At 64.8% G+C, this 24,522-nt stretch carries 21 protein-coding genes; 7 read left to right on the top strand and 14 right to left on the bottom strand.

Annotation, left to right across the window (positions count from 1 at the left end):
* Positions 1–102: 102 nt before the first annotated feature.
* The 9 genes from RB2654_RS19255 to RB2654_RS19295 all read right to left on the bottom strand — a co-directional run bounded on the left by RB2654_RS19255 (position 103) and on the right by RB2654_RS19295 (position 12,837).
* Positions 103–1,167, bottom strand: coding sequence for a capsular polysaccharide export protein, LipB/KpsS family (locus RB2654_RS19255; RefSeq protein WP_008334934.1), 1,065 nt, complete (start codon positions 1,165–1,167; stop codon positions 103–105).
* Between the two features lie 8 nt (positions 1,168–1,175).
* Positions 1,176–4,943 carry a capsular polysaccharide export protein, LipB/KpsS family gene (locus RB2654_RS19260; RefSeq protein WP_008334935.1) on the bottom strand — a complete coding sequence of 1,256 codons (3,768 nt, stop codon included), beginning with the start codon at positions 4,941–4,943 and terminating at the stop codon, positions 1,176–1,178.
* A gap of 2 nt (positions 4,944–4,945) precedes the next feature.
* Positions 4,946–6,166 (bottom strand): glycosyltransferase, encoded by a 1,221-nt coding sequence (locus tag RB2654_RS19265; RefSeq protein WP_008334938.1) that lies wholly within the window; start codon positions 6,164–6,166, stop codon positions 4,946–4,948.
* A gap of 45 nt (positions 6,167–6,211) precedes the next feature.
* Positions 6,212–7,042: a 3-deoxy-8-phosphooctulonate synthase gene (kdsA, locus tag RB2654_RS19270; RefSeq protein WP_008334939.1), complete on the bottom strand. Its 831-nt coding sequence runs from the start codon at positions 7,040–7,042 to the stop codon at positions 6,212–6,214.
* Positions 7,039–7,839: a 3-deoxy-manno-octulosonate cytidylyltransferase gene (locus RB2654_RS19275; RefSeq protein ID WP_008334941.1), complete on the bottom strand. Its 801-nt coding sequence runs from the start codon at positions 7,837–7,839 to the stop codon at positions 7,039–7,041. The genes kdsA and RB2654_RS19275 overlap by 4 nt, the downstream gene beginning before the upstream one ends.
* Positions 7,836–8,789 carry a KpsF/GutQ family sugar-phosphate isomerase gene (locus RB2654_RS19280; RefSeq protein ID WP_040885871.1) on the bottom strand — a complete coding sequence of 318 codons (954 nt, stop codon included), beginning with the start codon at positions 8,787–8,789 and terminating at the stop codon, positions 7,836–7,838. The genes RB2654_RS19275 and RB2654_RS19280 overlap by 4 nt, the downstream gene beginning before the upstream one ends.
* Before the next feature lie 111 nt (positions 8,790–8,900).
* Entirely contained in the window at positions 8,901–11,099 is a 2,199-nt protein-coding gene (locus tag RB2654_RS19285) for an ATP-binding protein (RefSeq protein WP_008334944.1), read from the bottom strand.
* Complete coding sequence (locus RB2654_RS19290) at positions 11,096–11,545, bottom strand: response regulator (RefSeq protein ID WP_040885296.1); 450 nt, start codon at positions 11,543–11,545, stop codon at positions 11,096–11,098. Before RB2654_RS19290 ends, RB2654_RS19285 begins: the two co-directional genes overlap by 4 nt.
* A 131-nt stretch (positions 11,546–11,676) precedes the next feature.
* The gene (locus tag RB2654_RS19295) at positions 11,677–12,837 is read right to left on the bottom strand and encodes an alpha/beta hydrolase family protein (RefSeq protein WP_008334946.1); all 1,161 of its coding nucleotides are present in this window, start codon (positions 12,835–12,837) and stop codon (positions 11,677–11,679) included.
* Positions 12,838–13,011: 174 nt separating this feature from the next.
* Between RB2654_RS19295 and RB2654_RS19300 the strand changes: the two genes are divergently transcribed.
* The 4 genes from RB2654_RS19300 to RB2654_RS19315 are packed head-to-tail and all read left to right on the top strand — an operon-like array spanning position 13,012 to position 15,871.
* Positions 13,012–13,947: a VOC family protein gene (locus RB2654_RS19300; protein WP_008334947.1), complete on the top strand. Its 936-nt coding sequence runs from the start codon at positions 13,012–13,014 to the stop codon at positions 13,945–13,947.
* Positions 13,948–13,966: 19 nt separating this feature from the next.
* Complete coding sequence (locus RB2654_RS19305) at positions 13,967–14,344, top strand: Rieske (2Fe-2S) protein (protein WP_040885873.1); 378 nt, start codon at positions 13,967–13,969, stop codon at positions 14,342–14,344.
* Positions 14,345–14,358: 14 nt separating this feature from the next.
* Positions 14,359–15,132 carry a cyclase family protein gene (locus RB2654_RS19310; protein WP_040885299.1) on the top strand — a complete coding sequence of 258 codons (774 nt, stop codon included), beginning with the start codon at positions 14,359–14,361 and terminating at the stop codon, positions 15,130–15,132.
* Positions 15,125–15,871 (top strand): SDR family NAD(P)-dependent oxidoreductase, encoded by a 747-nt coding sequence (locus RB2654_RS19315; protein WP_008334951.1) that lies wholly within the window; start codon positions 15,125–15,127, stop codon positions 15,869–15,871. Before RB2654_RS19310 ends, RB2654_RS19315 begins: the two co-directional genes overlap by 8 nt.
* Positions 15,872–15,917: 46 nt before the next feature.
* Here the strand turns inward: RB2654_RS19315 and RB2654_RS19320 are convergent, their stop codons facing one another.
* On the bottom strand, positions 15,918–16,685 hold the full coding sequence (locus RB2654_RS19320; RefSeq protein ID WP_008334956.1) for an SDR family NAD(P)-dependent oxidoreductase: 768 nt from the start codon (positions 16,683–16,685) through the stop codon (positions 15,918–15,920).
* 87 nt (positions 16,686–16,772) lie between these two features.
* Here RB2654_RS19320 and RB2654_RS19325 point away from each other — a divergent pair, with 87 nt between their 5' ends.
* Entirely contained in the window at positions 16,773–17,711 is a 939-nt protein-coding gene (locus tag RB2654_RS19325; RefSeq protein WP_008334958.1) for a LysR family transcriptional regulator, read from the top strand.
* 71 nt (positions 17,712–17,782) lie between these two features.
* Positions 17,783–18,919 (top strand): FAD-dependent monooxygenase, encoded by a 1,137-nt coding sequence (locus RB2654_RS19330; protein WP_008334959.1) that lies wholly within the window; start codon positions 17,783–17,785, stop codon positions 18,917–18,919.
* A gap of 51 nt (positions 18,920–18,970) precedes the next feature.
* Here the strand turns inward: RB2654_RS19330 and RB2654_RS19335 are convergent, their stop codons facing one another.
* From RB2654_RS19335 to RB2654_RS19350, 4 genes are all read right to left on the bottom strand, one after another.
* On the bottom strand, positions 18,971–19,510 hold the full coding sequence (locus RB2654_RS19335) for a TetR family transcriptional regulator (RefSeq protein ID WP_161600708.1): 540 nt from the start codon (positions 19,508–19,510) through the stop codon (positions 18,971–18,973).
* Between the two features lie 84 nt (positions 19,511–19,594).
* Positions 19,595–21,274: an FAD-dependent oxidoreductase gene (locus tag RB2654_RS19340; protein ID WP_008334961.1), complete on the bottom strand. Its 1,680-nt coding sequence runs from the start codon at positions 21,272–21,274 to the stop codon at positions 19,595–19,597.
* A gap of 141 nt (positions 21,275–21,415) precedes the next feature.
* Positions 21,416–22,381, bottom strand: coding sequence for a fumarylacetoacetate hydrolase family protein (locus RB2654_RS19345; protein ID WP_008334967.1), 966 nt, complete (start codon positions 22,379–22,381; stop codon positions 21,416–21,418).
* A 33-nt stretch (positions 22,382–22,414) separates the two neighbouring features.
* Entirely contained in the window at positions 22,415–23,329 is a 915-nt protein-coding gene (locus RB2654_RS19350) for an SDR family oxidoreductase (protein WP_008334977.1), read from the bottom strand.
* Positions 23,330–23,500: 171 nt separating this feature from the next.
* Here RB2654_RS19350 and RB2654_RS19355 point away from each other — a divergent pair, with 171 nt between their 5' ends.
* Positions 23,501–24,517: an SMP-30/gluconolactonase/LRE family protein gene (locus RB2654_RS19355; RefSeq protein WP_040885303.1), complete on the top strand. Its 1,017-nt coding sequence runs from the start codon at positions 23,501–23,503 to the stop codon at positions 24,515–24,517.
* Positions 24,518–24,522: the final 5 nt, after the last annotated feature.

The raw sequence follows: 24,522 nt of genomic DNA on the forward strand, positions 1-24,522 counted from the left end.
GACCCGTCCCCCGTTGCCCTTTTTCAGGATGGCAGAACGGGCGGGGGGATCAATCCTTCGGCCCGCCGCGCCCGCCGCACGGGAGCCTGCGACCGGCACGCCTTATTGCGGATGCAAAATTTCCTCGCGTCGTGCCCGCTCGATCTGCGCGAAGTGTTCGAAGACCTGAAGCTGATCTTCGTTGAACCCGTGGGAATCGATGTCGAGCGCGTTCAGCGCCTCGGCGATCCTGCCGCGCAGGGCGAGCGTGTCGGCGGCGTGAACGCAATGGAGTTTCAGAAACCACGTCAGAAAGCGGTCGCGGAAATCCGGGTCGAGCCGTTCGGCATCGGCCAGTGCTTCGCCCAGCTCGCCCAGCCGGTTGAACGACCGCGTCGCGATCTCGAAATCCGACTTGCCGAAGGTCACGACCGGCTTGCCGTGGATCAGCGCCTCGAACAGCACGCCCGAATTGCAGCCGACGACCGCCTTCGACTGCCCGATCAACTGGTGCACCGACGCGGTCGAAAGCCTCAGGTTCGCGAAATCGCGGTTCAGGTCTTCGAGCCGTTCCTCCACCGCCTGCGATTTGCACAGCGGGTGACGCTTGACGACGACCGCGGCGCCGGTGTCCGCCGCGACCTTTGCAAGCTGGGCGGCCACGTCGAGCTGATCGAGATAGGCGAATTGCGCAACCGGGTCTTCGACCGTCTGAAGCGGCAGGAAGTAGAACTCGCGCGGCAGCTTCGCATCGCGCTCGGCCGGCTGTTCGTATTTCGACACGTTTCGGTCCAGCGCTTCCTGCCGGATGTCCGAGACGAACTTTCGCGCCTGACGTCTGGGGATCTTGCGCACCTCGTCCGCGACCGCATCCGGATTTCGCGCGAGCGTCGAGAACCCGGAGAACCCGCGCGGGTCGGCCGTGTAATAGGGCGGCCAATAGGATTCCTTCAGCCGCAGCACGTTCCCCTCGGCGCCCTGCGAATGAAAGCTGATGACAAGCTGCCCCCGTTTCGTCGCACGCGGCGCGGCATCGGCGGCATAGGGCAGGCGGATCGGGCGAACCGTGACGCACAGGTCGGCAAGCGCCACGAGGATCGAGGCATAAAGACGCTGGTGCCGCAGGCAATCCAGCGGGTTATCGAACCACGCCGCCGGAACTTCGAGCACGACATCCGCGTCTTTCATGCCCAGCCCTACCGGATTTCGCCGCGCGGAAAGACGATCCGCGACAGGATGCGGCCCGGCTTCGACGGGCTGGCGCGCATGAAGGCGATGGGATCACGTTCGAGCGCCGGGATCATCCCGGTGTTCCCGGTCAGTTTGAGCGCGGTCCGGATGATCGGCACCCAGACCTTGAAACCGCCAAGCGCGGGCGTGTTCGGATAGAGCAGCCCAATGCGGAAGGGCGTGTATTGCGCCCAGTTCTCGCGCGCGAAATCGGCAGGTTCGCGGCGGAAGGCCGGAAGGACTTCGGGCATCGCGCGTTTGACGTAAAGGGTCTCGAAGATCGGGGTGAGAAGCCAGAGCCGCCAGCCGAAATGGCCGTAGTTCACCACGCGCGGCCCGGTCGCCCGTTGGGTCAGGCGATCCGGCACACCGGCGTCGACCACGTCCTCCGGCTTGGCTGTGTCATAGGCGGCCGCGACAAGGGCGAACTCCCCGGCATGCAGCGCATCGTCCTGTGCGGGCGGGCGCTGGGCCTCGCCGTCGAACAGCACCCCGTCCTCCCGCCCGAAATAGGTCCGGGCGATGGCCGCGTTCGTGTCGCGGGCGTTGCGCATAAGGGTCTCGGCAAGCTCCTCGGTCAGGAACCACGGGCGCCCCATCTGCAACCCGCGATCCGCGCGGAATTTCTGAAACCCGGTCGTCACCGTTTCGATGAAGGTGAAATAGGCATCGCGATTGCGGAACTCCCGCGCGTTGTACATGCGCACAAGCTCGACATGGGCGGTCGACAGGCGCGCGGAGTTGGCCTGAAGCGCATCCGGCTGCGGCAGGTCGAGCAGCACGGGAAGGTCGGTCACCTTGGCGAAATCCGTAAGCAGATCGCCGCCCTCGAACGCCCGTTTGTCGAACAGGCGCACCTTGACCTTGTTCCTGCCGATCACCTCGGCCCAGCGTTCGATGTTCGCGGCATAGTCCAGCCGCGCGATCGTCTCGGGCGTGGTCAGCCATTCGGCAAAGCTTCCATCGACGCGGCCGACCGCGCCGCCCGCCACGAACTCGGCATATTGCGCATTGGCCCATTCGTCCTGCCGCCGCAGATAGACGACCATTTCGACGTCGTAATCCGCGAAATAGTTGGCGATCTGGTAAGCGTTCTCCTGAAGAAAGAACGCCTCGCTCGACAGCGCGATGGTATGAATGCGCTCGCCCATGAGCGCGAGGCCATGTTCGATATGGGCGCGCAGGCCGGGTTCGTTGCGCACCGCGTTGCGGGTGAATTCCGAATGTCCCGCCTGTTTGTGGGGCCGGACCCTTTGCCAGAACAGGCCGACTTCGGGATACCAGACGCCATCGCGCATCAGGGCGGGGCGGTTCGTCTCCATCAGGTGCTGGAGGAAGGTCGAGCCGGTCTTGGTCGCCCCGATGTGCACCACGATCCGGGGGCGCTTGCCCGGTTTCGGCGCGCGCCCGGCGTGTGTCTTGACGAGCCCGTTGCGGGCATAGTGGTTCAGCGCGGCCTGAAGGTCACTGTCGTCGGGCGTCTCGGGCGCGTGTCGATAGACCTTGTAAAGCTCATCCTGCGGGATCGGGCGCATGTTCACCGCCGCGTCGAGCAGGTCGGGTCGGCCCGCGCGCAGCGCCGCGATGGCAAGCTGGAACGCCCCCGCGCGGTTGTGCTGCACCCGCCGCTCGGTCGAGGTCGCGTCATAGTCGCCCGCCCGGAAATCGTATGATTGAAGCGTCCCGCGCACCCGGTCCAGAAAGGTCTGGAACGCCTCGCCGCCCATTTCCTGATAATAGGCATAGGGTTCGGTCAGGATCATATGGTCGATATACTGCGACATATGAAAGGCGAGGTGCGGGCGCAGGGGCGATGTCCGGTCGCGCGCGCCGTGATCGCCGAGCGCCTGAAGCGTCGTCTCGAAATTCATGAACATCCGGTCGAAGTCCTTCGGCCCCCGCTTGCGGCGTGCAGTCGAAGCAGGCCGGATGCGATAGGTCGTGGTCGGACAGGTCGTCAGGCTCAGAACACGGGCGTTGGTCAGCGCCCGGACCAGAAACGCCCGCTCCTCCCACTGGGTCGTGACGAACCGCCCCTCGATCTCGTTCAGCCAGTCGCGGCGATAAAGCCACGTCCAGAAATGCCGGTTGCGTAGAATGCGCGGCGTCTCGGCATAGGTGGTGCGGTCGATCTTCTGGTCGAAATTGGCTTCCGACGCGTCGGGACGGTCGTAGATGTATTCACCGTTCTTGGCGAACACCGCCTCGGCCGCTTTCTTGCCCCGCACCATGTCGGAGCCGTTCGCTTCGGCCACGGCGACCAGCGTTTCCAGCGCCTCGGGGTTCGGCATCCAGTCGTCGCCGTCGATGAACCAGATGAAGTCGCCCTTGGCCTGATCGATGGCGATGTTGCGCGCAAAGCCTTGGCCCACGTTTTCGTCGAGCACGATGGGCTTGATCCGGGGATCGGCCTTGGCCAGACGGTCGATGATCGCCTGCGCGTTGTCCGGGGTCACGTCGTTCACCGGCAGGATCTCGATCTCGCGCAGCGTCTGGGCCTGCACCGAAGCGATGCAATCCTCGATATAGGCTTCGACCCCGTGCACGGGGATGATGACCGAGACCTTGGGGGGCGTGTCGAGTTCCGCCTGCGTCGGGGGCAGCGGGAACGGTCGGTGCGTTTCGATATAGTCCAGCGCATCCTCGACCTGCGAGGGCACCGCGCACCCCGGCACGTGGTAGATCGTGTACCAGATGTAGAAGGCGTGGAAGATGTCCTCGAGCGTCCGGGCGCGATGGCGATGCGGGATCGCCTGCCGATCGTCGGTCAGACCCCAGCCGCCGTAGAAGGGCGCGCCGAAGGTCACGACCTTTTTGCCCGCGAACAGCGCCTCAAGCCCCATCTGGCTCGTGCCGACATAGACCGTGTCGACCATGTCGAAGATCGTGTAGGGGTTCACCGGATCGCGCAGGACGACGATCCGCCCGGTCGTTTCCAGATGCGTGTAGTAGCCTGACCGTTTGCCCTTTTCCCAGCTCGAATCCGGGTGCGTCTTGACGATCACCTGCGCATCCGGGTTCTCGGTCAGGGCGGCGATCAGCATCCGCTCGAAATCGCTCTCGGTCAGCTTGCCGTAAACGGTGGACGCATCTGCAAACGCCTGATCGCAGACCAGAACGGCGCGGTCGTAGCCCTCGGGCAGCGTCGGCGCCTCCATCGGTTGGGCGTTGTATTTCGAGATGCGGCGCTCGACGAGCCGGTCGATCAGGCCCCGCGCCCGCGCCCGTTCCGCGTCGCTCAGTTCGCGGTCGCTGTTCAGGCGATGGATCAGGCGGTTGGGATAATCCGCCATGAAGTAATAGGCGATATCGTCGTAGACATAGCCGAGGCAGGCGAATGAGGCGTTGCCTTCTTTGAAGGAATGCGCCCAGCTGTGCGAGGTCGCGACGAAGCCCGCCTCGAAAAAGATAGGGTCCGTGCCTTCGGGCATCGCGTCCAACGCGCGCACGCCGCCTTTGTGGGAATGTTCCGGGTCGCGGTAAATCGACCCGGAAATCAGGAAATCCCGGCTCTTGGCGAACGCGCTGTCATCGACGCCGACCGCCGCCGGGAAAAGCTGGCGCAGGTTCGCGCCGAAAAACCGCGTCAGGTTGTCGTTGATATAGCCCACGCCGATCTTGTGCGTGCGCCGGGCGAGGACGTGTTCACGGATGTCGATGGTCGGGTCGTGGCGGACCTGTCGCTGATCCAGAAGCTCCACGAAACGGCGAAAGGCGCGGTCGTTCTGCTTCATCTTCAAAAGGCCTTCTTGACCGGCGTGTCGACCTCGGCGGTGCCCCAGACCATTTCCCAAAGCTTCAGCCGGATGATCTCGTCCCGGCTCGGTGCGGGCGCGACGGGACCGATGTCGAAGGCTTCGTAAAACATGTCCTCCCACATCGCGAAGACGACCTCGTTCGAATAGTTCCCGGCATAGCGTTCTTGTCCGGCTTCACCCATACGCTTGCGCAGATCGCCGTCCTCCATCAGCGGGCGCAGCGCCCCGGCCAGCGAGGCGACGGGATCGACCCCATCGGCAAGCATCCCGGTCTCGCCATGCACGACCTGGGTGTTCACGCCATTGCAGGTTTCGAACCCGACCACGGGCAGGCCATGCGCCATCGCCTCACAGACCGTCATCGGGAATCCTTCCAGAAAGGACGGGATCGCGAAGATGTCGGCAGCGGCGAAGAACGGGTAGGGGTCGCTCGTCTCGCCATGCAGCACGACACGGCTTCCCAGACCGAGCGAGCGGATCTGTTTCTTCAACGCGCCGGTCATCGAGCCACCCCCAACAATGTCGAGCGTCCAGTCGGGAAAGGCGCGCGCCAGCGTCGCGAAGGCCCGGATCAGGGTATCGACGTTCTTGCGCGGGACGAGCCGCGACACGGCGAGGATCGACTTGCGGCTCCGGTCCGCGCCGGGGGTCGCCATCTTGGCGGGCGGCGCGATGGTGTTCGGAACGATCCTGATCCGGTCGTGCAGGCTTTCGTGCAGCGAGTCGCGGAACGGCTCCACCAGCAGGTGAATAAGCGTCGCGCCCGCGAACGAGATTTCGCGTTCGGCAGGGTCGAACACGTCGAGCCACTTGGGGAAGCGCGGGTCGATATGTTCGGACAAAACGATGGGCACGCCCACCTTCTGCGCGCAGCGCACATAGCGGCAGAAGGTCCGGTTCATGTGCAGGCCGACGAGCAGGTCCAGAGACTTGGCGGCGACCGCGAGCACCATCTTGTCGTCGGCCTGTTTGTCGTCCGCTTCCGTCAGGTGAATGAGGTCGATGCCGTCGTCGAGCGGCCAGCAGGACGGTCCCTTGGCGTCGTCGAAGGTAAAGATCGTGACGTCATGCCCGCGCTGCCGCATGGCGTTCGCCATCATATGACCGACGTTCTCGGTGCCGCCCCGGCCCTTGGTGATCCACGGAACGAAGAAGCCGATGCGCAGGCGGCGTCTGTCTGGCGTTCCGGTCTTGGCCATATGGTCCTCGTCGTCTGATGCCGCGGCGCAATAAGGATCAGTGGTCTACTGAATGAGTTCCCGCGTCAACGCGTCGTAGCGCACGAGCGCGGTGAGAACGCCGGCAAGCTCGTCGACCGGGATCATGTTCGGGCCGTCCGAAGGTGCGTTGTCCGGGTCTTCGTGGGTTTCGAGGAACACGGCGGACACGCCCACCGCACAGGCCGCCCGCGCGAGGATCGGCGCGAATTCGCGCTGCCCGCCCGAGGTCGTGCCTTGCCCGCCCGGCTGCTGCACCGAATGGGTCGCGTCGAACACCACCGGGTATCCGGTCTGGGCCATGATCGGCAGGCCCCGGAAATCGGTGACGAGCGTGTTGTACCCGAAGGATGTGCCCCGGTCGCAGAGCATGATCTTTTCATTGCCGGTCGAGGCGATCTTATCGGCCACGTTGCCAATGTCCCAGGGTGCCAAGAACTGGCCTTTCTTGACGTTGATCGCGCGGCCTGTCTCGCCAGCCGCCAAAAGCAAATCGGTCTGGCGGCACAGAAACGCGGGGATTTGCAGCACGTCGACCGCTTCGCCCACAGGGCCGCATTGATGCGCGTCGTGAACGTCGGTCAGAACCGGCACGCCGAACTCGTCGCGGATTTTCGACAGGATCGTCAGACCCTCGTCCATCCCAAGGCCGCGCTTGGTCGAGATCGACGAGCGGTTCGCCTTGTCGTAGCTCGACTTGAAGATGAACTTGGCACCCGCGCTCTCGCAGGCCGCCGCGATCTTTTCGGCCATCATCCGGGCATGGTCGAGGCTTTCAAGCTGGCAGGGGCCGAGGATGAAGGCGACGGGGTTCTCGCCGCCCACGGTCAGGTCGAGGATATCGACGGTCTTGGTCATTGTGCGATGGCCTCCAGTGCCTGTTCGATCCGGGCGGTGTCATGCGGGTTGTTGAGTTCCCAGAACACCCGACCGCGCCCGTCCACTTCGACGCAGCGCACCGACGCGCCGTTGGCGAGGAAACGAAGCTGCTCCAACCCTTCGAGTTGCTCCAACTCGCACTCGCCCCACGCGGCATAATCCAGCAGGGTCTGGCGACGGTACGCATACACACCGACATGGTGAAACACCGGGATCGGGTCCATGTCCGCGACCTTTTTCGGGTCGAGCCACGGGATCACCTCTTTCGAGAAGTAGAGCGCGTTGCCCGCATTGTCGCGCACGGCGGTCGTGCCGCCGACCATGCCGTTCTTGCGGTCCTCGACGAAATTCCCATAGGTCTCGCGGTCGCAGCGGATGATCGGCGTCGCCATCACCGCGTCCGGGTCACGCTTCATCTCGTCGATCAGCGCCTCCACGAACCACGGCGGGGTGAGCGGCGCGTCGCCTTGCAGGTTGACGATCAGGTCCGCATCCAGCCCCCCGTTCGTCACCGCATCGGCGCAGCGCGCCGTGCCGTTTTCGCAGTCGCGCGAGGTCATGATGACCTCGGCCCCGAACCGCTTGGCCGCATCCTCGATCCGCGCGTCATCGGTGGCGACATAGACCGCGTCCACACCGGGCACCGAACAGGCGGCCTCCCACGACATCTGGATCAACGACTTGTGGCTTCCGTCCGGCTGACGAACCGTGACCAGCGGCTTGCCGGGATAGCGGGTGGAGGCATAGCGGGCAGGGATCAGGATGACGGTCTTCATTGGACACCCAAGCGTAGAAGGTCGTGAAGGTGGACGATCCCGATGGGCTTGCCATCCGCATCCACCACGAAAAGGGCCGAAACCGCGTGTTCTTCGATCTTCGACAGCGCCTGACTGACCGGCACGTCAGTCTTGGTCGTGATCGGCGTCTTGGTCATGATGTCTCGCGCGGTCTTGTCGAAAAGCCCGTCGATGTTGCGGCGCACGTCGCCGTCGGTGATGATGCCCGTAAGCTTGTCGCCCTCCATGATCCCGGCGGTGCCAAAGCCCTTTTCCGAAATCGTCAGAACGGCTTCCTTCATCGGCGTGTCCGGCGTCAGGATCGGCAGGCGGTCGCCGTCATGCATCACCTGACCCACGCGCATCAACTGCACGCCCAGCTTGCCGCCGGGGTGGAACACGCCGAAATCGGTGGGGCTGAAGCCGCGCTTCTGCATCAGGCTCGCCGCCAGCGCATCGCCCAAGGCCAGCGTCATGGTGGTCGAGGTCATGGGGGCCAGCCGGATCGGGCAGGCCTCCGGCACTTTCGGTAGAAGAAGCTGGCATTGCGAGGCCAACATCAGGGTCGAGCCGGGGACGGAGGAAATCCCGATGATCGGAATGTCGAACCGCTGGCAGAATTCGATCATTACCAGAAGCTCGCTGGTCTCGCCCGAGTTCGAGATCAAAAGCGCCGTGTCATGCTCTTCGATCATCCCAAGGTCGCCATGCGCGGCCTCAGTCGGATGGATGAAGAACGCGGGCGACCCGGTGGACGACAGGGTGGCCGCGATCTTGCGCCCGATATGGCCCGACTTGCCCACGCCACCAACCACGACCTTGCCGTTTCGGTCGAGGATCAGCTGCGCGGCGGCCTCGAAATCTGCGGGCAGGCTGTCTGCAAGCGTGGTGAGCGCCGCGGCCTCGGACAAGAGAACATCGCGGGCGGTATCGATCACGGTCGTCGGCATGTTTTCCACAGTGTTTTCAGGCCGCCCCCGCGGTGGCCCGGTCGCGCGGACTCCTGTCACAATCGCCCCGTCGCGTCAACTTGGCCGCTCCCCCTGAACGGGGGTGCCGGGTCAGGCTGCGTGATGCCCGTCCAGCCCCGCGCGGATCAGCGCCGACAGCTCACCGGGGGGTGACGGCTTCTGCACGACAGGCGCGACCACGTCGCCCATCTGCTCGTCCGAAATGCCGGTATACCCGGACATGTAGATCACGGGCACTTTCGGGGCCATCGCGCGCACGGCGGCGGCGATTTCGAAGCCGCTCATCCCCGGCATGACCACATCCGTGAGGAGCAGATCGCAAGGCCCCGCACTCCCCAACCATTCGAGGGCTTCTGCACCCGACCGGGCGGTGGTCACGCGGTAGCCGAACCCTTCGAGCATGTCGCGCGTGATGGCGAGCAGATCGGGCTGATCGTCGACGACGAGGATGTGTTCGCCCGCACCGGGCGTGACGGGCTGATCGGTGGAGCGGCGCGGCGCGGCGCCTTCGGCACTCCCGCGCGGCAGTATCAGACGCACGGTGGTGCCGCGCCCGACCTCGGAATAGATTTTCAAAACGCCGCCGGATTGCTCGACGAAGCCGTAGACCACCGACAGGCCCAACCCGGTACCGTCCTGCTGGCCCTTCGTGGTGAAAAACGGGTCGGTCGCGCGGCGGCGCACCTCGGCACTCATGCCCGGCCCGTCGTCGCTGACCGAAAACTCCACGAAATCGCGTGCGCCCCCGTCCGGCCCCGGACGCCCCAACTGGCGCGACGACATGCCGTCGAGCGCGCGCGCCCGGACGGTGATCGTGCTGCCATGTCCACTGGCCCGGATCGCGTCGCGGCTATTTAGCACGAGGTTCAGAACCGCGTTCTCGAACTGCCCGTCGTCGCATTGGACCCAAAGCGGTGTTTCCGGCTCGACGATCTCCAGCCGGATCGACGCGTCGAGCGCCGGGCGCGACAGTTCCGCGACATTCGCCATCAGGGCCGCCACATCGTGCGACCGAGGCGCTCCCGGCTGGCGGCGCGCGAAGGTCAGCATCCGCCGGGTCAGATCGGCGCCGCGCCGGACCGCGTTGCGCGCCGTGTCGAGATAGCGGTTCCCGGTCTCCGACACGTCGTCGCGGGCAAGCTCGACGGCGTACTCGATGGTGCCCAGCAGGTTGTTGAAGTCATGCGCGATCCCGCCGGTCAGTTGCCCAAGTGCGTCGAGCCGCGCCGCGCGCTCGGCCTGTTGCCTGTTGCGCTCAAGCTCGCTCACATCGTCCAGCAGCACGACCGCCTGAACATCCTCGGAAGGCCGCGTGGCGATGGGCGCACTGGACACCTTGAGATAGCGCGGCATCTCGCCATCCCCGATGATGACGAGCGCGTCGCGGATCGTCTCGCCCCGTGCAGCGCGGACGAAAGGGTTCGCGGTCCCGGTCAGGGGTTCCATGTCGTCCACGCCGCGTGTCGGGATCAGGTCGGGCCAGTCGGCACCGGCCCCGAACACCTCCGGCGGAAGGATCGCCCGCGCCCCGGCGTTGTCGGCAACGATGGAGCCGCCCTTGTCCAATCCCAGAATACCGCTCTGCGCCGTTTCCAAAATCGCGTTCAGACGCGCATTCAGCGCCGCGATCCGACTGGTGTCGCGCGCCTTGGCCCGTTGCGACGACACGAGGGTCAGGGCGATCAGAAGGTTGCCAAGGAAGAAGGCACCGATCAGGGACACGACGAGCGCCGTGATGCGCAGCCGGTTGCGGTCGAGTTCCGCGCTCAGGGCGGCGTCGAATTGCAACTGGATGTCGACCAGATTGGCCACCGCATCCTCATCCGGCAGGCGCACCGCCGCGTCGATCTCGCCGGGCGAGGCCCCGCTGGCGTGAAGCCTGTCGATCTCGTCCAGCATGGCGTGATACTCGGCCAGCGTCGCCCGCAGATCTTCGCTTTGGATCGGGACTCCGACCTCTGCGCCCAATTCGTCCAGAGCGTCGAGCAACTCCATCGCCGTCTGATAGTCGGCCCGTGCCGCTTCGCCGTAGCGCCCGACATCCGCACGCAGAACGTGGTTCTTGAAGTTGTGGATGAAACCGCCGTAGCCGATGGCCCGCTCCAACCCGCCGACGATCCGCGGCACCTCGCCGGTGACCAGTTCCATGTCGGCTTCGGAATCGAGAACGGTGCGGTAAAGCGCGATGGACCCGACGGCGAGGATCAAGACGATCAGAACCGCGACCGCACCGGTCCAGATCTTGCGGCCGGTCGACAGCATCGTGCTGGCCGCACGCCCCCGTGTCACTGATCGTTCCCCGCCTGACGTCGCGCGAGCAGGTCGCCAATGATCCGGTTCAGCTGCTCCGGGTGGAAGGGTTTCGTCAACACCTCGTCCGCGCCAAGGCTTCCGGCGATCCTGAGCAGATGTTCCTGACCCGTGTGGCCGGTGGCACCCGACACCGCGATGATCGGAAGATCCGGCGGGGCCATGATCTCGGACTCGGGCCCCGGTCGCCGCACCCGGTTGATGAGAAGCAGGCCCCCGTCGGCCACGGGTCGGCCAAGGTCTCTTACGTAGATGTCGGTGATGAGCAGGTCGACCGCTTCGCGCGAGAGGATTTCCAGAGCCGCCGCCCCCCGTGCGACGACCGTGACCCGGTATCCGATCTTGCGCAGGCTCACCTCGAGCAGGAACCCGAAGTCGGGGTCGTCATCCATAATCAGGATGTGAGGTTGGAAAGGGTCGACCATGTCCGGGTCTCGCGCGCCTTATTCAACCGGGGCGAGGCCCGGCCATACATCACGCAACCCTCGCATGAAGCCCCGGGCGTGAAAAGGGGCACCGAACGCGTCGATGCCCCTGAAAAATCGTGAGTTTTAGATTACTTGGTGTGCCCGCCAAGCGTTTCGGCGAACCAGTCCGCGATCAGCGAGCGGCCGTAGGACATATTGTCGGCCCCGACATGCTCGACTCCGCCCTCGTAGGGCGTGAAAATCTTCATCTCGCGGCGCGGGCTGTTGACCAGTTGGTCGTAACTTTGGTGCGCGTATTCCAGCCCGATCTGGCGGTCGTTTTCGCCGTGGGTGATCAGGAACGGCACCTTGATCTTCTCCATCTGGCCAGTCAGGTCCATGCCCTTGGCCTTTTCCATGAAGTCGTCCTGATCGGTCGCGTCGAACACCCACCAGACGTGGTGCCAATAGTGCGGCACAGGGTTCTCGCCCTCGCGGCGCATCCGCTTTTCCTGCACTTCGGCCCAATTGTGGTTGGCGCCCCAGACCGCACCCGAGGCATAGCGCGGCTCGTTCGCGACGACACGCGGCACGTAGTAGCCGCCCAGCGAAATACCCGAGCAGCCGACGCGGGCGGCATCCACATCCGGGCGGCTTGCGGCGTATTCATAGACCGGCGTGCCCCAGCGTTCGCTGTCATAGGTGGCGTGAAGACCCTGAAGCCGGATCGATTCACCCGTGCCGGGCTGATCGACGCACAGGGTCGAGATGCCGCGCCGCGCCAGTTCGTGCGGCAGCCAGGTCCAGTAAAGCAGCTCCTTGTTGGAATCGAGCCCGTTCAGGAACACGACGCAGGGGCCTTCGCCTTCGATGCCCTCGCCCTTGGTGAAATAGGCGGGGATCACCTTGTCGCCATAGGGAATCTCGACCCGCTCGCAGTTCTCGTTTCGATAGCGCGCGTATTTGTCGAAACATTCCAGTGCCTTGGCGAAGGTTTCCTTGCGCCCCGGATGACCGTGGCCCTGCATCCGTTCGGCGGTCAGCAGGTAGAGACTGGCCCGGCGCAGCTTGTCACCGGCCGAAAAGAGCCGATCCTTGCCCTCGTCCTCTTCCGCCTGCGCGATCAGGTCGTTGGCCTTTTTCATCCATTCCTTCAGGAACTCCGCCGTTCCCGCGTCCTCGCCCGCTTCCGCCTTTTCAAGCAAGGGCTTCGACATATCCATGATCTCGCCAAGCTCGGCGCCGGATGCCATCGCGATCGACAGCGACAGGTTCCACACGTAGTTCGGAAAATACTCGAAAAGTGCCATGCACGTCCCTCCTCAGATGTTGGGCGGACGCTAATTAGACGAGCGACCAATGTGAAATTGAATCGGTGCACCCAAGGTATCTGTTTCGTGGATAGCGTGGATGGGAACAAACAATTTCTCCAATACCAAGCGGGATCATAGGTTGGCCGCTGACGACGAATTGGGAGGACAACCATGCGTATCATCGGACCCGATGAGATTGTGTTCGGGGTCGACGACCTCGACGCCTGCCGCGCGTTCCTGACGGACTACGGTCTCGACGAAACCGCTTGGACCGAAGGCAAGGGCGGCACGTTTTCCGCGCTCGACGCGACCTGCGTGTCGGTCTGGAAACGCGACGACGCCGACCTGCCCGCTGCGCTGCCTTCGGGCAACACGCTGCGCCAGACGGTCTATGGCGTCGAAAGCGCGAATGTCATCGACGAGATCGAGGCGGAACTGTCGACCGACCGCGAGGTGACGCGCCATCCCGACGGGTCGATCACCTGTGAGGACGACTGCGGTTTCGCCCTGAAGTTCCAAGTGACCAAACGGATCAAGACCGATCTTGAACCGGAACGGGTGAATAGCCCCGGCGCGGAACCCGCGCGTCTGGAAAATCAGCTTGGCACCACGCAGGACGCCGCCTGCAAGCCGCGCACCCTGTCGCATATCGTCTATTTCTCGCCGGACATCAAAAAGCACGAAGCGTTCTACATGGAACGGCTCAAGTTCGTTCTGACCGACCGCTTCACCAATGTCGGCCCGTTCCTGCGCCCGCAGGCCTGCCGCGATCACCACACGATGTTCCTGCTCGACACGCCGCCGCACATGGCGGGGCTGGAACACATCGCGTTCCACATGCAGGGGCCGACCGAGTTGATGCTGGCGGGCAGCCGGATGATCCAGAAAGGGTGGGAATCTTTCTGGGGGCCGGGGCGGCACGTGTTCGGCTCGAACTGGTTCTGGTATTTCAACTGCCCGCTCATGACGCATTTCGAATTCGACGCGGACATGGACCTGCACGACGACGACTGGGAGCCGCGCTTTGTCGAAGCCGGGCCGCAGACGGCGCAGGTCTTCCTGTTCGAGAACACCGAGAAGTGGTTCCCCGGTGCCCCTGGCGATTGACGACAGACCGCCCGTCACCGTGACCCGCGCCCTGTGCCGGGTCGAGGATCTGCGCGATGGACATTCGCGGGGCTTCGATCCGCTGGGCGAGGGGCGGGACACCATGTTCATCGTGCGGCAGGGCGACAGGCTGGTCGCATGGCGCAACAACTGCCCGCATTACGACAATGCGCGGATGGCATGGAAGAAGGACGAATTCCTGAACGCCGACCGCGACCGGATCGTCTGCGGCGCGCATGGCGCGCTGTTCGAGATCGACAGCGGGCTGTGCGTTCAGGGGCCTTGCCTTGGCGACAGGCTGATCCCCGTCGCACTCGACATCCGCGATGGCGAGGTCTTCCTCGCCGCACCTTACAAACACGGGATGCGCCCAAGACCGGGCCGACCCCATAATTGACCGAGGAGGCCCAGATGGCCCGTCGCATCGTCGACCTGTCCGTTCCGCTGAAAGCGGGGATCGCCAGCGATCCGCCACCGCTTCTGCCCAAGATCACCTATCGCGACCACGCCTTCGGTGCGGCGGAATTCGCCCCGATGGCGGGGCTTGAGGCATCGGATATGCTGGGCGGGGCGGGCCCTGCGTCGGAGGATCTTCAGATCACCACCCATGTCGGCACGCACATGGATGCGCCGTGGCATTACCATCCGACCATGAACAACGGCGAACGCGCGATCACCATCGACGAGGTGCCGCTGGAGTGGTGCATGGGGCCGGGTGTGAAGCTCGATTTCCGCAATCTGCCCGACGGCCATGTCGTCACGGCGGCCGAGGTCGAGGCGGAACTGGCGCGGATCGGCCATGACCTGCAACCGGGCGATATCGTGCTTGTGAACACCGCCGCCGGGGTGCGGTATGGCGAAGACGATTACCTTGCCCGCGGCATCGGCATGGGGCGCGAGGCGACGCTATACCTCACCGCGCGCGGCATGAAGGTCTGCGGCATCGACGCTTGGGGCTGGGACGCGCCGCTCGCCTATCAGAAACAGGCGATCGCCGAGACCGGGGACAAATCGCTTCTGTGGGAGGGGCACAAGGCGGGTGCCGAGACGGTCTATTGCCACATGGAAAAACTCCACAACCTCGAAGACCTGCCGCCCACCGGCTACACCGTCGCGGCCTTCCCGGTGAAGGTCGAAGGCGGCTCGGCCGGCTGGACCCGCTGCGTGGCGATTTTCGATGACTGAGCGGCTGGCAGGGAAACGCGCCGTCGTCACAGGCGCCGGGCGCGGCATCGGGCGACAGATCGCGGTGATGTTCGCGGGGCAGGGGGCAAAGGTGCTCGCCTGCGATATCGACGCGGATGCGCTGGGCCGGTTGGCGGGCGAACACCCCTCGATCCTGACCCATGTGGCGGACCTCACGACCGAGGACGGGGCCGGAGGGCTGGGCGAGGCGGCGGCGGAGGCCCTCAGCGCGGTCGACGTTCTGGTAAACGCCGCAGCCATCGTCCGCTTCGCACCGATCCCGGACATGGCGCTCGCGGATTTTCACACGACCACGAAGGGCGAGATCGACACGGTCTTTCTCGTCACCCGCGCGCACTGGCGCCTTCTCGAAGCCTCGGGTGCCGCGTCGATCATCAACTTCGCCTCGGCCAACACGCACACCGCGCTCAAGGGCCTGCCCGCCATCGCCCATACCGCCGGCAAAGGCGCGGCCTATGCCATGACGCGGCAGATGGCGATGGAGGGCGGGCCGTTCGGCATCCGCGCCAATTCCATCGCGCCGGGGTTCACCGTGACCGAGGAAACCGAGCAGCATCTGGATGGCCCGCTCATGGACAACGTGCGCGCCAAACTCATGGTCGGGCGGCTGGGCACGACCACCGACATCGGCCATCTGGCGGTCTACCTCGCCTCGGACGAAAGCGGGTTCGTCACCGGCGCGGATTTTCGGATCGACGGCGGCGCGACTGCGTGGTGAGGCCAACTTGGGCTGCGTGTGACACGAAAAAGGGAGCGGGGCGGGCCTAGCTTCCGTCGTGGATCAGGGTGCCACCATCCACCACGATGGTCTGCCCGGTGGTAAAAGCCCCGCCGGGCGAGGCGAGCCAGAGCGCGGTGGCCGCGATTTCCGACGGCTGACCGACACGGCGCAGGGGCGTCGCCTGCATCCGGCGCGCCATGAACTCGGCGTTCGCCATCAGGCCGCGTGAGAACGGCGTTTCGATCAACCCCGGCGCGATGGCATTGGCGCGGATGTTGTCCGGTCCGTGGGCGACCGCGATGTTGCGGGCAAGCTGGGCGAGGGCGGCTTTGGTCATCGAATAGGTCGCGATCGCCTTGTTGCCGCGCACCGCCGACAGCGAGGCCATGAGGATGATCGCACCGCCGCCCGCCGCCGCCATGTCGGGAATGAGCGCGGCGGAAAGCCAGGTGGCGGCGTGAAGGTTCACGTCGAAGGCACCCATATAGCCCGCCTCGTCGAGGTTTGAGAGGCCATTAACCGGCCCCTCGACGCCCGCGTTCGAGACGAGGATGTCGATGGGGCCACCTAGCGCGGCCTTCGCATCGCGGGCAAGCGCCTCGGCTGCGCTCCGGGTTCCAAGCACCGCGTGAATCCCGGTCGCGCCGATCCGGCCCGCCACGTCAGACACCTCCTCCGCCCGGTCCCCGGCGATGACGACCCGCGCGCCCGCGGCCACGAAGGCTTCGGCAATGGCGCGCCCGATACCTGTTGCGCCGCCGGTGACCAAAGCGCGTTTGCCGGTCAGCCCGAAAATGTCCGAGATGTTCATCGCGATCCTCCTGCAGCCCTTGTGCCAGCCGCGCAACTATTTACAAAACCGCTAATTCGGATAACTTCAATCCGTTTTCCAGATAGGATGGACATGCGCTTCAAAGGGCTCGATCTCAACCTGCTCGTTGCGCTCGACGTGCTGCTTCGGGAGAAGAACGTCAGCCGGGCGGCCGAGAAACTGTTTCTCAGCCAATCGGCCACCTCCGGCGCACTCGCGCGGCTCAGGGAGTATTTTAACGACGATCTGCTTGTGCAGGTCGGGCGGCAGATGGTGCTGACCCCGCGCGCCACGGCGCTGTCCGGCAAGGTGCGCTCGGCCCTCGTCCAGATCGACGGCACCATCATCCAGTCGCCGGAATTCGACCCCTCGACCGCGGTGCGCATCCTGCGCATCATCTCGTCCGACTTCATCACGATTTCCGTTCTGCGCGAGGCGGTGCGCGAAATTGGGAAATCCGCGCCGGGTCTGACCATCGACATTCAGCAACCCGCCAACAAACCCCACGAAAAGATCGAGCGGGGCGAGGTCGACCTTCTGCTCATGCCCGAGCTTTACATCTCGCCCGATCACCCGTCCGAGCAGTTCTTCACCGACGATTACGTGGTGATCGCATGGTCCGGCAATACGCAGTTCGGCGATACGATCACCGAGGATCAGTTCTTCGCGGCCCGCCATGCGACCGTGATGTTCGAAAGCCACACGCCATCCTACGAGGCGTGGTTCATCCAGAACAAGGACGGGCGCGAGCGCGACATCGCCATCGTCGTCGGCAGCTTCTCGGCGCTGCCCTTCATGATCGAAGGCACCGATTACCTTGCGCTCATGCACCGCTCGATGGCCGATATCTTCGCCCGGCAGATGCCGCTCAGGCTTCTCCGCTGTCCGATCGACATTCCACCGCTGGTCGAGAGCATCCAGTGGCACACCTATTCCGACGGCGACGAATGCCTCGCCTGGGTGCGCGAAAAGATCCACGAACAGGCGCGCGGTCTGGCTATCGGCGCGGTGGATACGACGCATTAAATCAATCTATTTCACCGCTAGCTCACGGCCCGCTACTGTCGCGCGGTGAGGAATTTCCGTGGGAGGACACGATGAGCGGTAACCTGTCGAAACACGTCAAGACGGCGTTGATCGTCGGCGGCGGTGTGGGGGGACCTGCGGCTGCGATCCGCTTGGCCGAAAACGGTGTGACCGTCGACCTGGTCGATATCGAAGAGAACTGGGGTGCGGCAGGGACGGGCGTGACCCTGTCGTCGCTGACCTGCCGGGCGCTCTGCGACTTGGGCTTTGCCGACGACCTGATCGAGAAGGGGCACCTGCACGACGGCCTGACCATGTGCGACCCGGTCGGCAACGTCATCGACGATATCGAGGCCCCGCGCCTTTATTCGCCGGACGTGCCGGGCGAGGGCGGCGTGATGCGCCCGGTCCTTCACGACATGATGGTGAACCGGATGCGCGATCTTGGCGTGACCATCCGCACCGGCACCACCGTCACGGCGCTGGAGCAGGACGGGCTTGCCGTCACGGCCCGTTTCACCGACGGAACGACGGGCACCTATGACCTCGTCATCGGGGCGGACGGGCTGTTTTCCAAGGTGCGCGAGATGGTGATGCCGGACGCGCCCAAGCCGGAATACACGGGTCAGGTCTGCTGGCGCGCGCAGATGACGCTGCCGCAGCATTGGGAAAAGGCCAAGATGTTCATGGGGCCGGTCAAGGTCGGCTTCACGCCTTACGCCAAGGACCGGATGTATCTGTTCCTGCTGGAAAACGTGAAAGAAAAGCCGTTCTACAAGGAAGAAGAGCTTCTGCCGAAGCTGCGCCAGCTTCTCATGCCGTTCGGGGGCGAGCTTGCGGGCATCCGCGACGAGATGGACGAGGACACGCCGATCCTTGCCCGTCCGCTGGAATCGATCCTGATCGACGGGCCGTGGAACGTGGGCCGGGTGCTGCTCATCGGGGATGCGGCCCATGCCACGACGCCGCATCTGGCCTCGGGGGCCGGGATGGCCGTCGAGGATGCGATCGTGCTTGTCGAGGAACTGGACAAGGCCGACACGTTCGAAGGCGGGATCGATGCGTTCATGGCCCGCCGCCTGCCGCGCGGAAAACTGGTCGTCGGCAATTCGCTGAAACTGGGCGAGTTGGAGCAGGAGGGGGCCGGGATGGATAAGATCGGCCCGCTCATGGGGCAATCGCTGGCTGCGATCGCGCAGCCCTACTGACGACATGCGAATGGGTGGAGGAGGGCGGCCACGACGGCCGCCCTTTTTCGGTCAGCGACTGGAAATCCCGGTGCTGAACAATTCGACCATGCGCGCGACCTGAACCGCGCGACGCGCACGATCCCCCGGTTGCAGACCGAGGCCGAGGGTATCGACCAGAAGGGCGATGTCGTCACGGTGGAAATCCGGCCGCAACTCGCCCGCTTCGATCCCCGACCGCCGGAACCGGTCGAGCACTTCGACGACCCGATCCCGAAGGTCGCTGAGGTCGCTTTCGGCCTCGGTCAGGGCAAGCGCCTGACCCAGTGCGGCATGGGCGGCGATGTCTTCGGCCAAGGCGTCCAGCATGAACCGGAACCCCTGCGGCGTGGCCGACACCTTTTCCGCCAATTGTTCGAAACGTGCTACATTTTGCTCGAATACCGCCATGGCGAGGACGGAACGGTTCGAAAAGTTACGGTAGAGCGTGGCGCGTCCGACGCCGGCCTCGACCGCGATCCGGTCCAGCGCGATCACGAAACCGTCCCGCGCGAACACGTCGGCTGCCGCCTTCAGAATCGCTTCGCGGTTCCGAAGACCGTCAGCGCGCATCTTTTTCTGTCCCATACCTTTGATTATCCGGGCCTTCTTCTGTGAGCAAGTCAGTGCTGTCGCGGGGTCGCGCTCGCCCCGGTCTTATACGTTCGGCACGGGCACCGTCTCGCCCGCCATGTGGCTGGCGGCGACGAAGCCGAAGGTCAGTGCGGGGCCAAGCGTCGCGCCGGGGCCGGGATAGGTGCGGCCCATGACGCTCGCCGTGTTGTTGCCGGTCGCATAGAGGCCTTCGATCACCTTGCCGTCCGAAGTCAGCACGCGGGCGAATTCGTCCGTCACCAGACCGCCCTTGGTGCCCAGATCGCCGGGGTAGATCTTGGTCGCCCAGAACGGTGCCTGTTCGATCCGTCCTAGGTTCGGATTCGGCTTCACGCGCGGATCGCCGTAGTAATTGTCGTAGGCCGTGCGCCCGCGCTGAAAATCCTCGTCCACGCCCCTGTCCGCGAACCCGTTGAACCGCGCGATGGTGGCTTTCAGCCCGTCCACGTCCACCCCGGTCTTCGCGGCCAGATCGTCGATGCTGTCGGCCTTTATCAAGAACCCGCTCTCCAGCCAGTCCTGCGGCGTGCGTCCGCCCGGCGCGGTGCCGAACATGTACCGCTTGCGATGCCGGGCATCCATGATGAGCCACGCGGGGATCGCCGCGACCTGTTCGTTCCGGTCAAGCTGCGCCCGCCCCGCATCCACATAGCTTTCGCTTTCGTTGCAGAACCGCGCCCCGGTCTGATCCACCATGATCGAATGCGGCAGCGACCGCTCCCACACCGGGAACCCCGTGGTGCCGTCTGGGTAGAGCGTCGAGGGGCCCCACCACGCTTCGTCCATCAGGGCGAGGCCCACGTCCATCTCGTTCATCGTCAGGCGGATACCGTCGCCCGTATCCTTGGGGCTGGCCGAGGACCACGTGCCGTCCACGGGCTGATGCGCCGCGCGGAATTCGGGATTGTGGGCGAACCCGCCCGCCGACAGCAAGACACCCGTCTTGGCCTCTATCCGTTTGGTCGTGCCGTTCTCATCGATGACAAGGCCCGTGACACGGCCCTCCGACTGCACGAAGCCCGCAAGCGCCGTGTTGAGCCGGATTTCGGCATTGGTCTTTGTCGTGAAGATGTGCATGAGCTGCCCGGTCAGGGTCTGCCCGATGGTCTGGGGCATCCGCCCGGTGATCCGCCACGCCGCCGTCGTCAGCAGAATTTTCGCCAACCTGAGCGCGGCTTTCAGCGTCCGGGTGGCAAGCGGCAGCAGGTAGACGTCATCGGTGGCAAAGGCCATCGCGGGGGCGTCCTGTTCGCCCTTGCGCTGACTGTCCTTCCACGCGCCCAGCTTGTTCGCGTCGAAGGTCTGGCCTTCGATGATCCGCCCGATCTTGCCGCCGGGCCGGTCGGGGTAATAGTCGGGATAGTTCGGCGCGCGCTGCCAGCGAAACCCCATCTTCTCGGCGTATTCCGCCATGCGCGGGGCGTTGGCGATGTAGGACAGCTTGCGCTGGCGCGACGAGCAGGGGCCGACCTCCTCGATCACGTCCTCCATATAGGTCAGCGCCTCCTGCGGGGAATCCGCCGCGCCATCGGCCTTCATCAGGTGGTTGTTCGGCACCCAGACCCCGCCGCCCGACAGGGCCGATGTGCCGCCCCACTTGTCGGTCTTTTCGATGAGCAGGACGGATTTCCCCGCATCCGCCGCCTTGATCGAGGCCAGCAGCCCCGCGGCACCCGACCCGACCACGATCACATCGACGCTTTCATCCCAGTTTTCGGCCATTTCGCACCCTCCCGTTCGCGTTGTGGACATGAGTGTCCACTTGTCGCGCGTTCCGGTCAATACTGTCCACTTCCGGGCCGCACAAAAAAGGCGGCCCGCAAAGGGCCGCCAGTCCATTGCCCGAGGGCAACTGGGAGAAAATCAAGCCGCGACGACTTTCTGGTCGATCGCGCCGAAAACCGATTGTCCGTCCGCGTCGAAGACTTCCATCTTCACCGTGTCGCCGAAGCGCATGAACGCGGTCCTGGCTTCGCCCTCGTCGATCATTTCGATGCCCCGACGCTCGGCGATGCAGGACGAGCCGACTTCGCGGTAGGTTTCGTTCGACACGGTGCCCGAGCCGATGACCGTTCCGGCCACGAGATCGCGGGAATAGGCGGCGTGCGCGACCAACTGGTCGAACCCGACGGACATGGCATAGCCGTTAGCCGCGCCGAATTTCTCGCCGTTCCACCAGACGTTTAGCGGCAGGTCCACGCGCGCGTCGCGCCATGCGTCGCCAAGCTCGTCCGGCGTCACGGCGATGGGCGCCATGGCGCAGGGCGGTTTGGCCATGACCCAACCGAAGCCCGATTTCATCTCCAGCGGCGCGATCCGGCGCAGGGACCAGTCGTTGATCTGCACGATCAGCCGGATGTGCTTGCGCGCATCCGTGGCCGACGTGCCCAGCGGCACCTCGTCGGTGATGATGCCGAACTCGCCCTCGAAGTCGATGAAATCGTCTTCGGTTGGGAATTTCACGTCCTGCGTCGGCCCGTAGAACTTCGACGAAACCCCCTGATACATATAGGGAAACGGAGGCTTGAACTTGTCCTCCATGCCGAAGACCTTGTCCATCAGGTCGCCGTGGCTGTCAAAGGCCGACCCGTCCAGCCATTGCCACGCGCGCGGCAGGGGGGCGAGTGCGGCGGCAGGTTCGAACCCGCCGCCAAGCCCGTTGTTGACCGCTTCGTATTCCATTTCGAGCTGGATCTCGACCTCGTCCCAGCGTTCCATCAACTCCTGCATCGTGTGGGCGCCCTTGGCCGGTTCGATCCGGGTCAGGTCGCGACTGACGATGAAAAGCCGCCCGTCCTTGGTGCCATCGGGCATGGTTGCGAATTTCATTCTGTCCTCCCAGTGGGTTGTTCTTGTTCGGTGTCAGATCATCGCGGCGGCGACAAGAGCGGCCGCATCCGTATCGCGGGTAAAGCCCAGCCGGTCCGCCGTCGCGGTTTCCAGACGCGGGTACGATCCGAACAGCGCGACGATCTCGGGGTCCGGTGCGAAGGTGACGGTCGAAGGGCTGTCCGGGAACCGGGATTTGAGCGCCGCCACCAGCTCCCCGAAGGTGAGCGAAAGCGCGGGCAGGGTGAACGCCCTGTCCGGCCCGATGTCCGTCAGCATCGCACCGTGGACGAAGTTGGCGGCCACGTTGTCGACCGAGGTGAGCCATGTGCGGCTGTCCTCGGCCACCGGGAGCGTGATGTCCTCGCCGCGTTTCACGCACCAAAACAGCCGCGACATGAAGGCTGTCTTCAGCCCCGCGTCGGCCCCGTCCCGCGCCATAACGCCGGAGGGGCGCAGTGACACACCGTCAAGCCAGCCGCGCGCGGCGAAGTTCGACAGGGCGACCTCCATCATCAGTTTCTGCGCGCCGTAGATCATCGTGGGGGCAAAGGGCGTCGCATCCGTCACCGGGTCGGGCAGGGGTTTGGCATAGACCGCGATGGTCGAGGCAAAGACCATCCGCGTGTCGGGCCGCGTGTCGCGCAGATGCTCGAACAGCCCGAGGGTCGCGTCCACGTTCACGGCCCGCGCCAGCGCATAGTCCGCTTCCGCCGCTCCGCCGAGGATCGCCGCGAGCAGGATCACCGCATCGGCCCCGTCCAGCGCCGCATCCCGCAGGGCAGGGTTCGCGAAGTCGCCGACATGGGTCGTGACGGGTTTGCCGTCCGGGGTGGGCATGTCGACGCGGTCGACCATCGCGATGCGCTCGATTTCGGGATCACTGGCCAGCCGACGGGCGACCCGTTGTCCGACGAACCCACCCGCGCCAATCACCGCAATCTTCATTCTGGACGTCCCGTCTTGCAAATTGAACAGTTGACCAAGTAATAAGTCCCGGATCGTGCAGAGACAAGGAATCCCGGCCGTCCGGCGCATTTCTTTTTTCGCGGTAAGGTATTGGCCCGATCCATAGTTGCGGATGGTTTGGCGGGTGCGGTGTGGCGAAAGGAGGCAGGCATGACCAACCCCCTGATCGGATTTCAGATCGCCCCGGCGGAGCTGTCCTATATCGGGCACGACCTCGAACGCCCGGAGTGCATTCTGGCCGAACAGGATGGCACACTCTGGAGCGCGGATGGCCGGGGCGGCGTCATGCGCATCGACCCGGACGGGACGCAGGCGTTGATCCTTCAGAAGGGGACCGAGGCGAACACCGCGTCCTCGTTCGAGGATCGCCTCGTCAACACGACCGGCAGCCTGCCCAACGGCCTGACCTTCGATGCGAACGGCGACTTCCTGATCGCGAATTTCGGCACCGACCGGGTGGAGCGGATGACGCGCGACGGCGAGACGAGCGTGGTGATCGACAACGTGGACGGGCGGCCCTTCGGCAAGGCCAATTTCGTGACCCGCGACACGAAAGGGCGACTTTGGCTGACCGTGACGACCACGATGAACCCTTGGACCGAGCACGTGAAAACGAATTCCCGCGACGGCTATATCGCCCTCATCGACGAGCGCGGCGCGCGGATCGTGGCCGACGATCTGTGCGGCACCAACGAGTTGCGCTTCGACGCGAACGAGGACTGGCTTTACGTCGCCGAAACCACCAGCCGGAACATCACCCGGTTCCGGGTCGACGGCGATACGTTGAAGGATCGCGAAATCTACGGTCCGACCGTGTTGCCGGGCTTCTGCGACGGCATCGCGCTCGACACCTACGGCAATCTCTGGACGACGCTCATCATGGCCGACCAATTGGTCGCGATCACGCCCGAAGGTGACGTGCTCACCATTCTCGACGCGGGCGGTGACCCGGCGGCGCTGGCCCGGCTGGACGAGGCGTGGCGCAAGGGGCAGGTGACGCCGGAGATCATGCAGGCCTGCGGTGGTCCGCAGTGTCGCTGGATGGCCTCGCTCACCTTCGGGGGGCCGGACCTGAAAACGGTCTATCTGGGCAGCCTTCAGGGCACGACGATCCCGTATTTCCGGTCGCCGGTCGCGGGCTTGCCGCTCATCTACTGGAACGCCTGAGGCTG

The organism is Maritimibacter alkaliphilus HTCC2654, from assembly GCF_000152805.1.
Taxonomy (GTDB): domain Bacteria; phylum Pseudomonadota; class Alphaproteobacteria; order Rhodobacterales; family Rhodobacteraceae; genus Maritimibacter; species Maritimibacter alkaliphilus.

What these genes read in the sequence shown, in the direction of transcription:
- RB2654_RS19255 (WP_008334934.1), bottom strand. Translation starts at nt 1,167, where the DNA reads ATGAAAGACGCGGATGTCGTGCTCGAAGTTCCGGCGGCGTGGTTCGAT.
- RB2654_RS19260 (WP_008334935.1), bottom strand. Translation starts at nt 4,943, where the DNA reads ATGAAGCAGAACGACCGCGCCTTTCGCCGTTTCGTGGAGCTTCTGGAT.
- RB2654_RS19265 (WP_008334938.1), bottom strand. Translation starts at nt 6,166, where the DNA reads ATGGCCAAGACCGGAACGCCAGACAGACGCCGCCTGCGCATCGGCTTC.
- kdsA (WP_008334939.1), bottom strand. Translation starts at nt 7,042, where the DNA reads ATGACCAAGACCGTCGATATCCTCGACCTGACCGTGGGCGGCGAGAAC.
- RB2654_RS19275 (WP_008334941.1), bottom strand. Translation starts at nt 7,839, where the DNA reads ATGAAGACCGTCATCCTGATCCCTGCCCGCTATGCCTCCACCCGCTAT.
- RB2654_RS19280 (WP_040885871.1), bottom strand. Translation starts at nt 8,789, where the DNA reads ATGCCGACGACCGTGATCGATACCGCCCGCGATGTTCTCTTGTCCGAG.
- RB2654_RS19290 (WP_040885296.1), bottom strand. Translation starts at nt 11,545, where the DNA reads ATGGTCGACCCTTTCCAACCTCACATCCTGATTATGGATGACGACCCC.
- RB2654_RS19295 (WP_008334946.1), bottom strand. Translation starts at nt 12,837, where the DNA reads ATGGCACTTTTCGAGTATTTTCCGAACTACGTGTGGAACCTGTCGCTG.
- RB2654_RS19300 (WP_008334947.1), top strand. Translation starts at nt 13,012, where the DNA reads ATGCGTATCATCGGACCCGATGAGATTGTGTTCGGGGTCGACGACCTC.
- RB2654_RS19310 (WP_040885299.1), top strand. Translation starts at nt 14,359, where the DNA reads ATGGCCCGTCGCATCGTCGACCTGTCCGTTCCGCTGAAAGCGGGGATC.
- RB2654_RS19315 (WP_008334951.1), top strand. Translation starts at nt 15,125, where the DNA reads ATGACTGAGCGGCTGGCAGGGAAACGCGCCGTCGTCACAGGCGCCGGG.
- RB2654_RS19320 (WP_008334956.1), bottom strand. Translation starts at nt 16,685, where the DNA reads ATGAACATCTCGGACATTTTCGGGCTGACCGGCAAACGCGCTTTGGTC.
- RB2654_RS19325 (WP_008334958.1), top strand. Translation starts at nt 16,773, where the DNA reads ATGGACATGCGCTTCAAAGGGCTCGATCTCAACCTGCTCGTTGCGCTC.
- RB2654_RS19330 (WP_008334959.1), top strand. Translation starts at nt 17,783, where the DNA reads ATGAGCGGTAACCTGTCGAAACACGTCAAGACGGCGTTGATCGTCGGC.
- RB2654_RS19335 (WP_161600708.1), bottom strand. Translation starts at nt 19,510, where the DNA reads ATGCGCGCTGACGGTCTTCGGAACCGCGAAGCGATTCTGAAGGCGGCA.
- RB2654_RS19340 (WP_008334961.1), bottom strand. Translation starts at nt 21,274, where the DNA reads ATGGCCGAAAACTGGGATGAAAGCGTCGATGTGATCGTGGTCGGGTCG.
- RB2654_RS19345 (WP_008334967.1), bottom strand. Translation starts at nt 22,381, where the DNA reads ATGAAATTCGCAACCATGCCCGATGGCACCAAGGACGGGCGGCTTTTC.
- RB2654_RS19350 (WP_008334977.1), bottom strand. Translation starts at nt 23,329, where the DNA reads ATGAAGATTGCGGTGATTGGCGCGGGTGGGTTCGTCGGACAACGGGTC.
- RB2654_RS19355 (WP_040885303.1), top strand. Translation starts at nt 23,501, where the DNA reads ATGACCAACCCCCTGATCGGATTTCAGATCGCCCCGGCGGAGCTGTCC.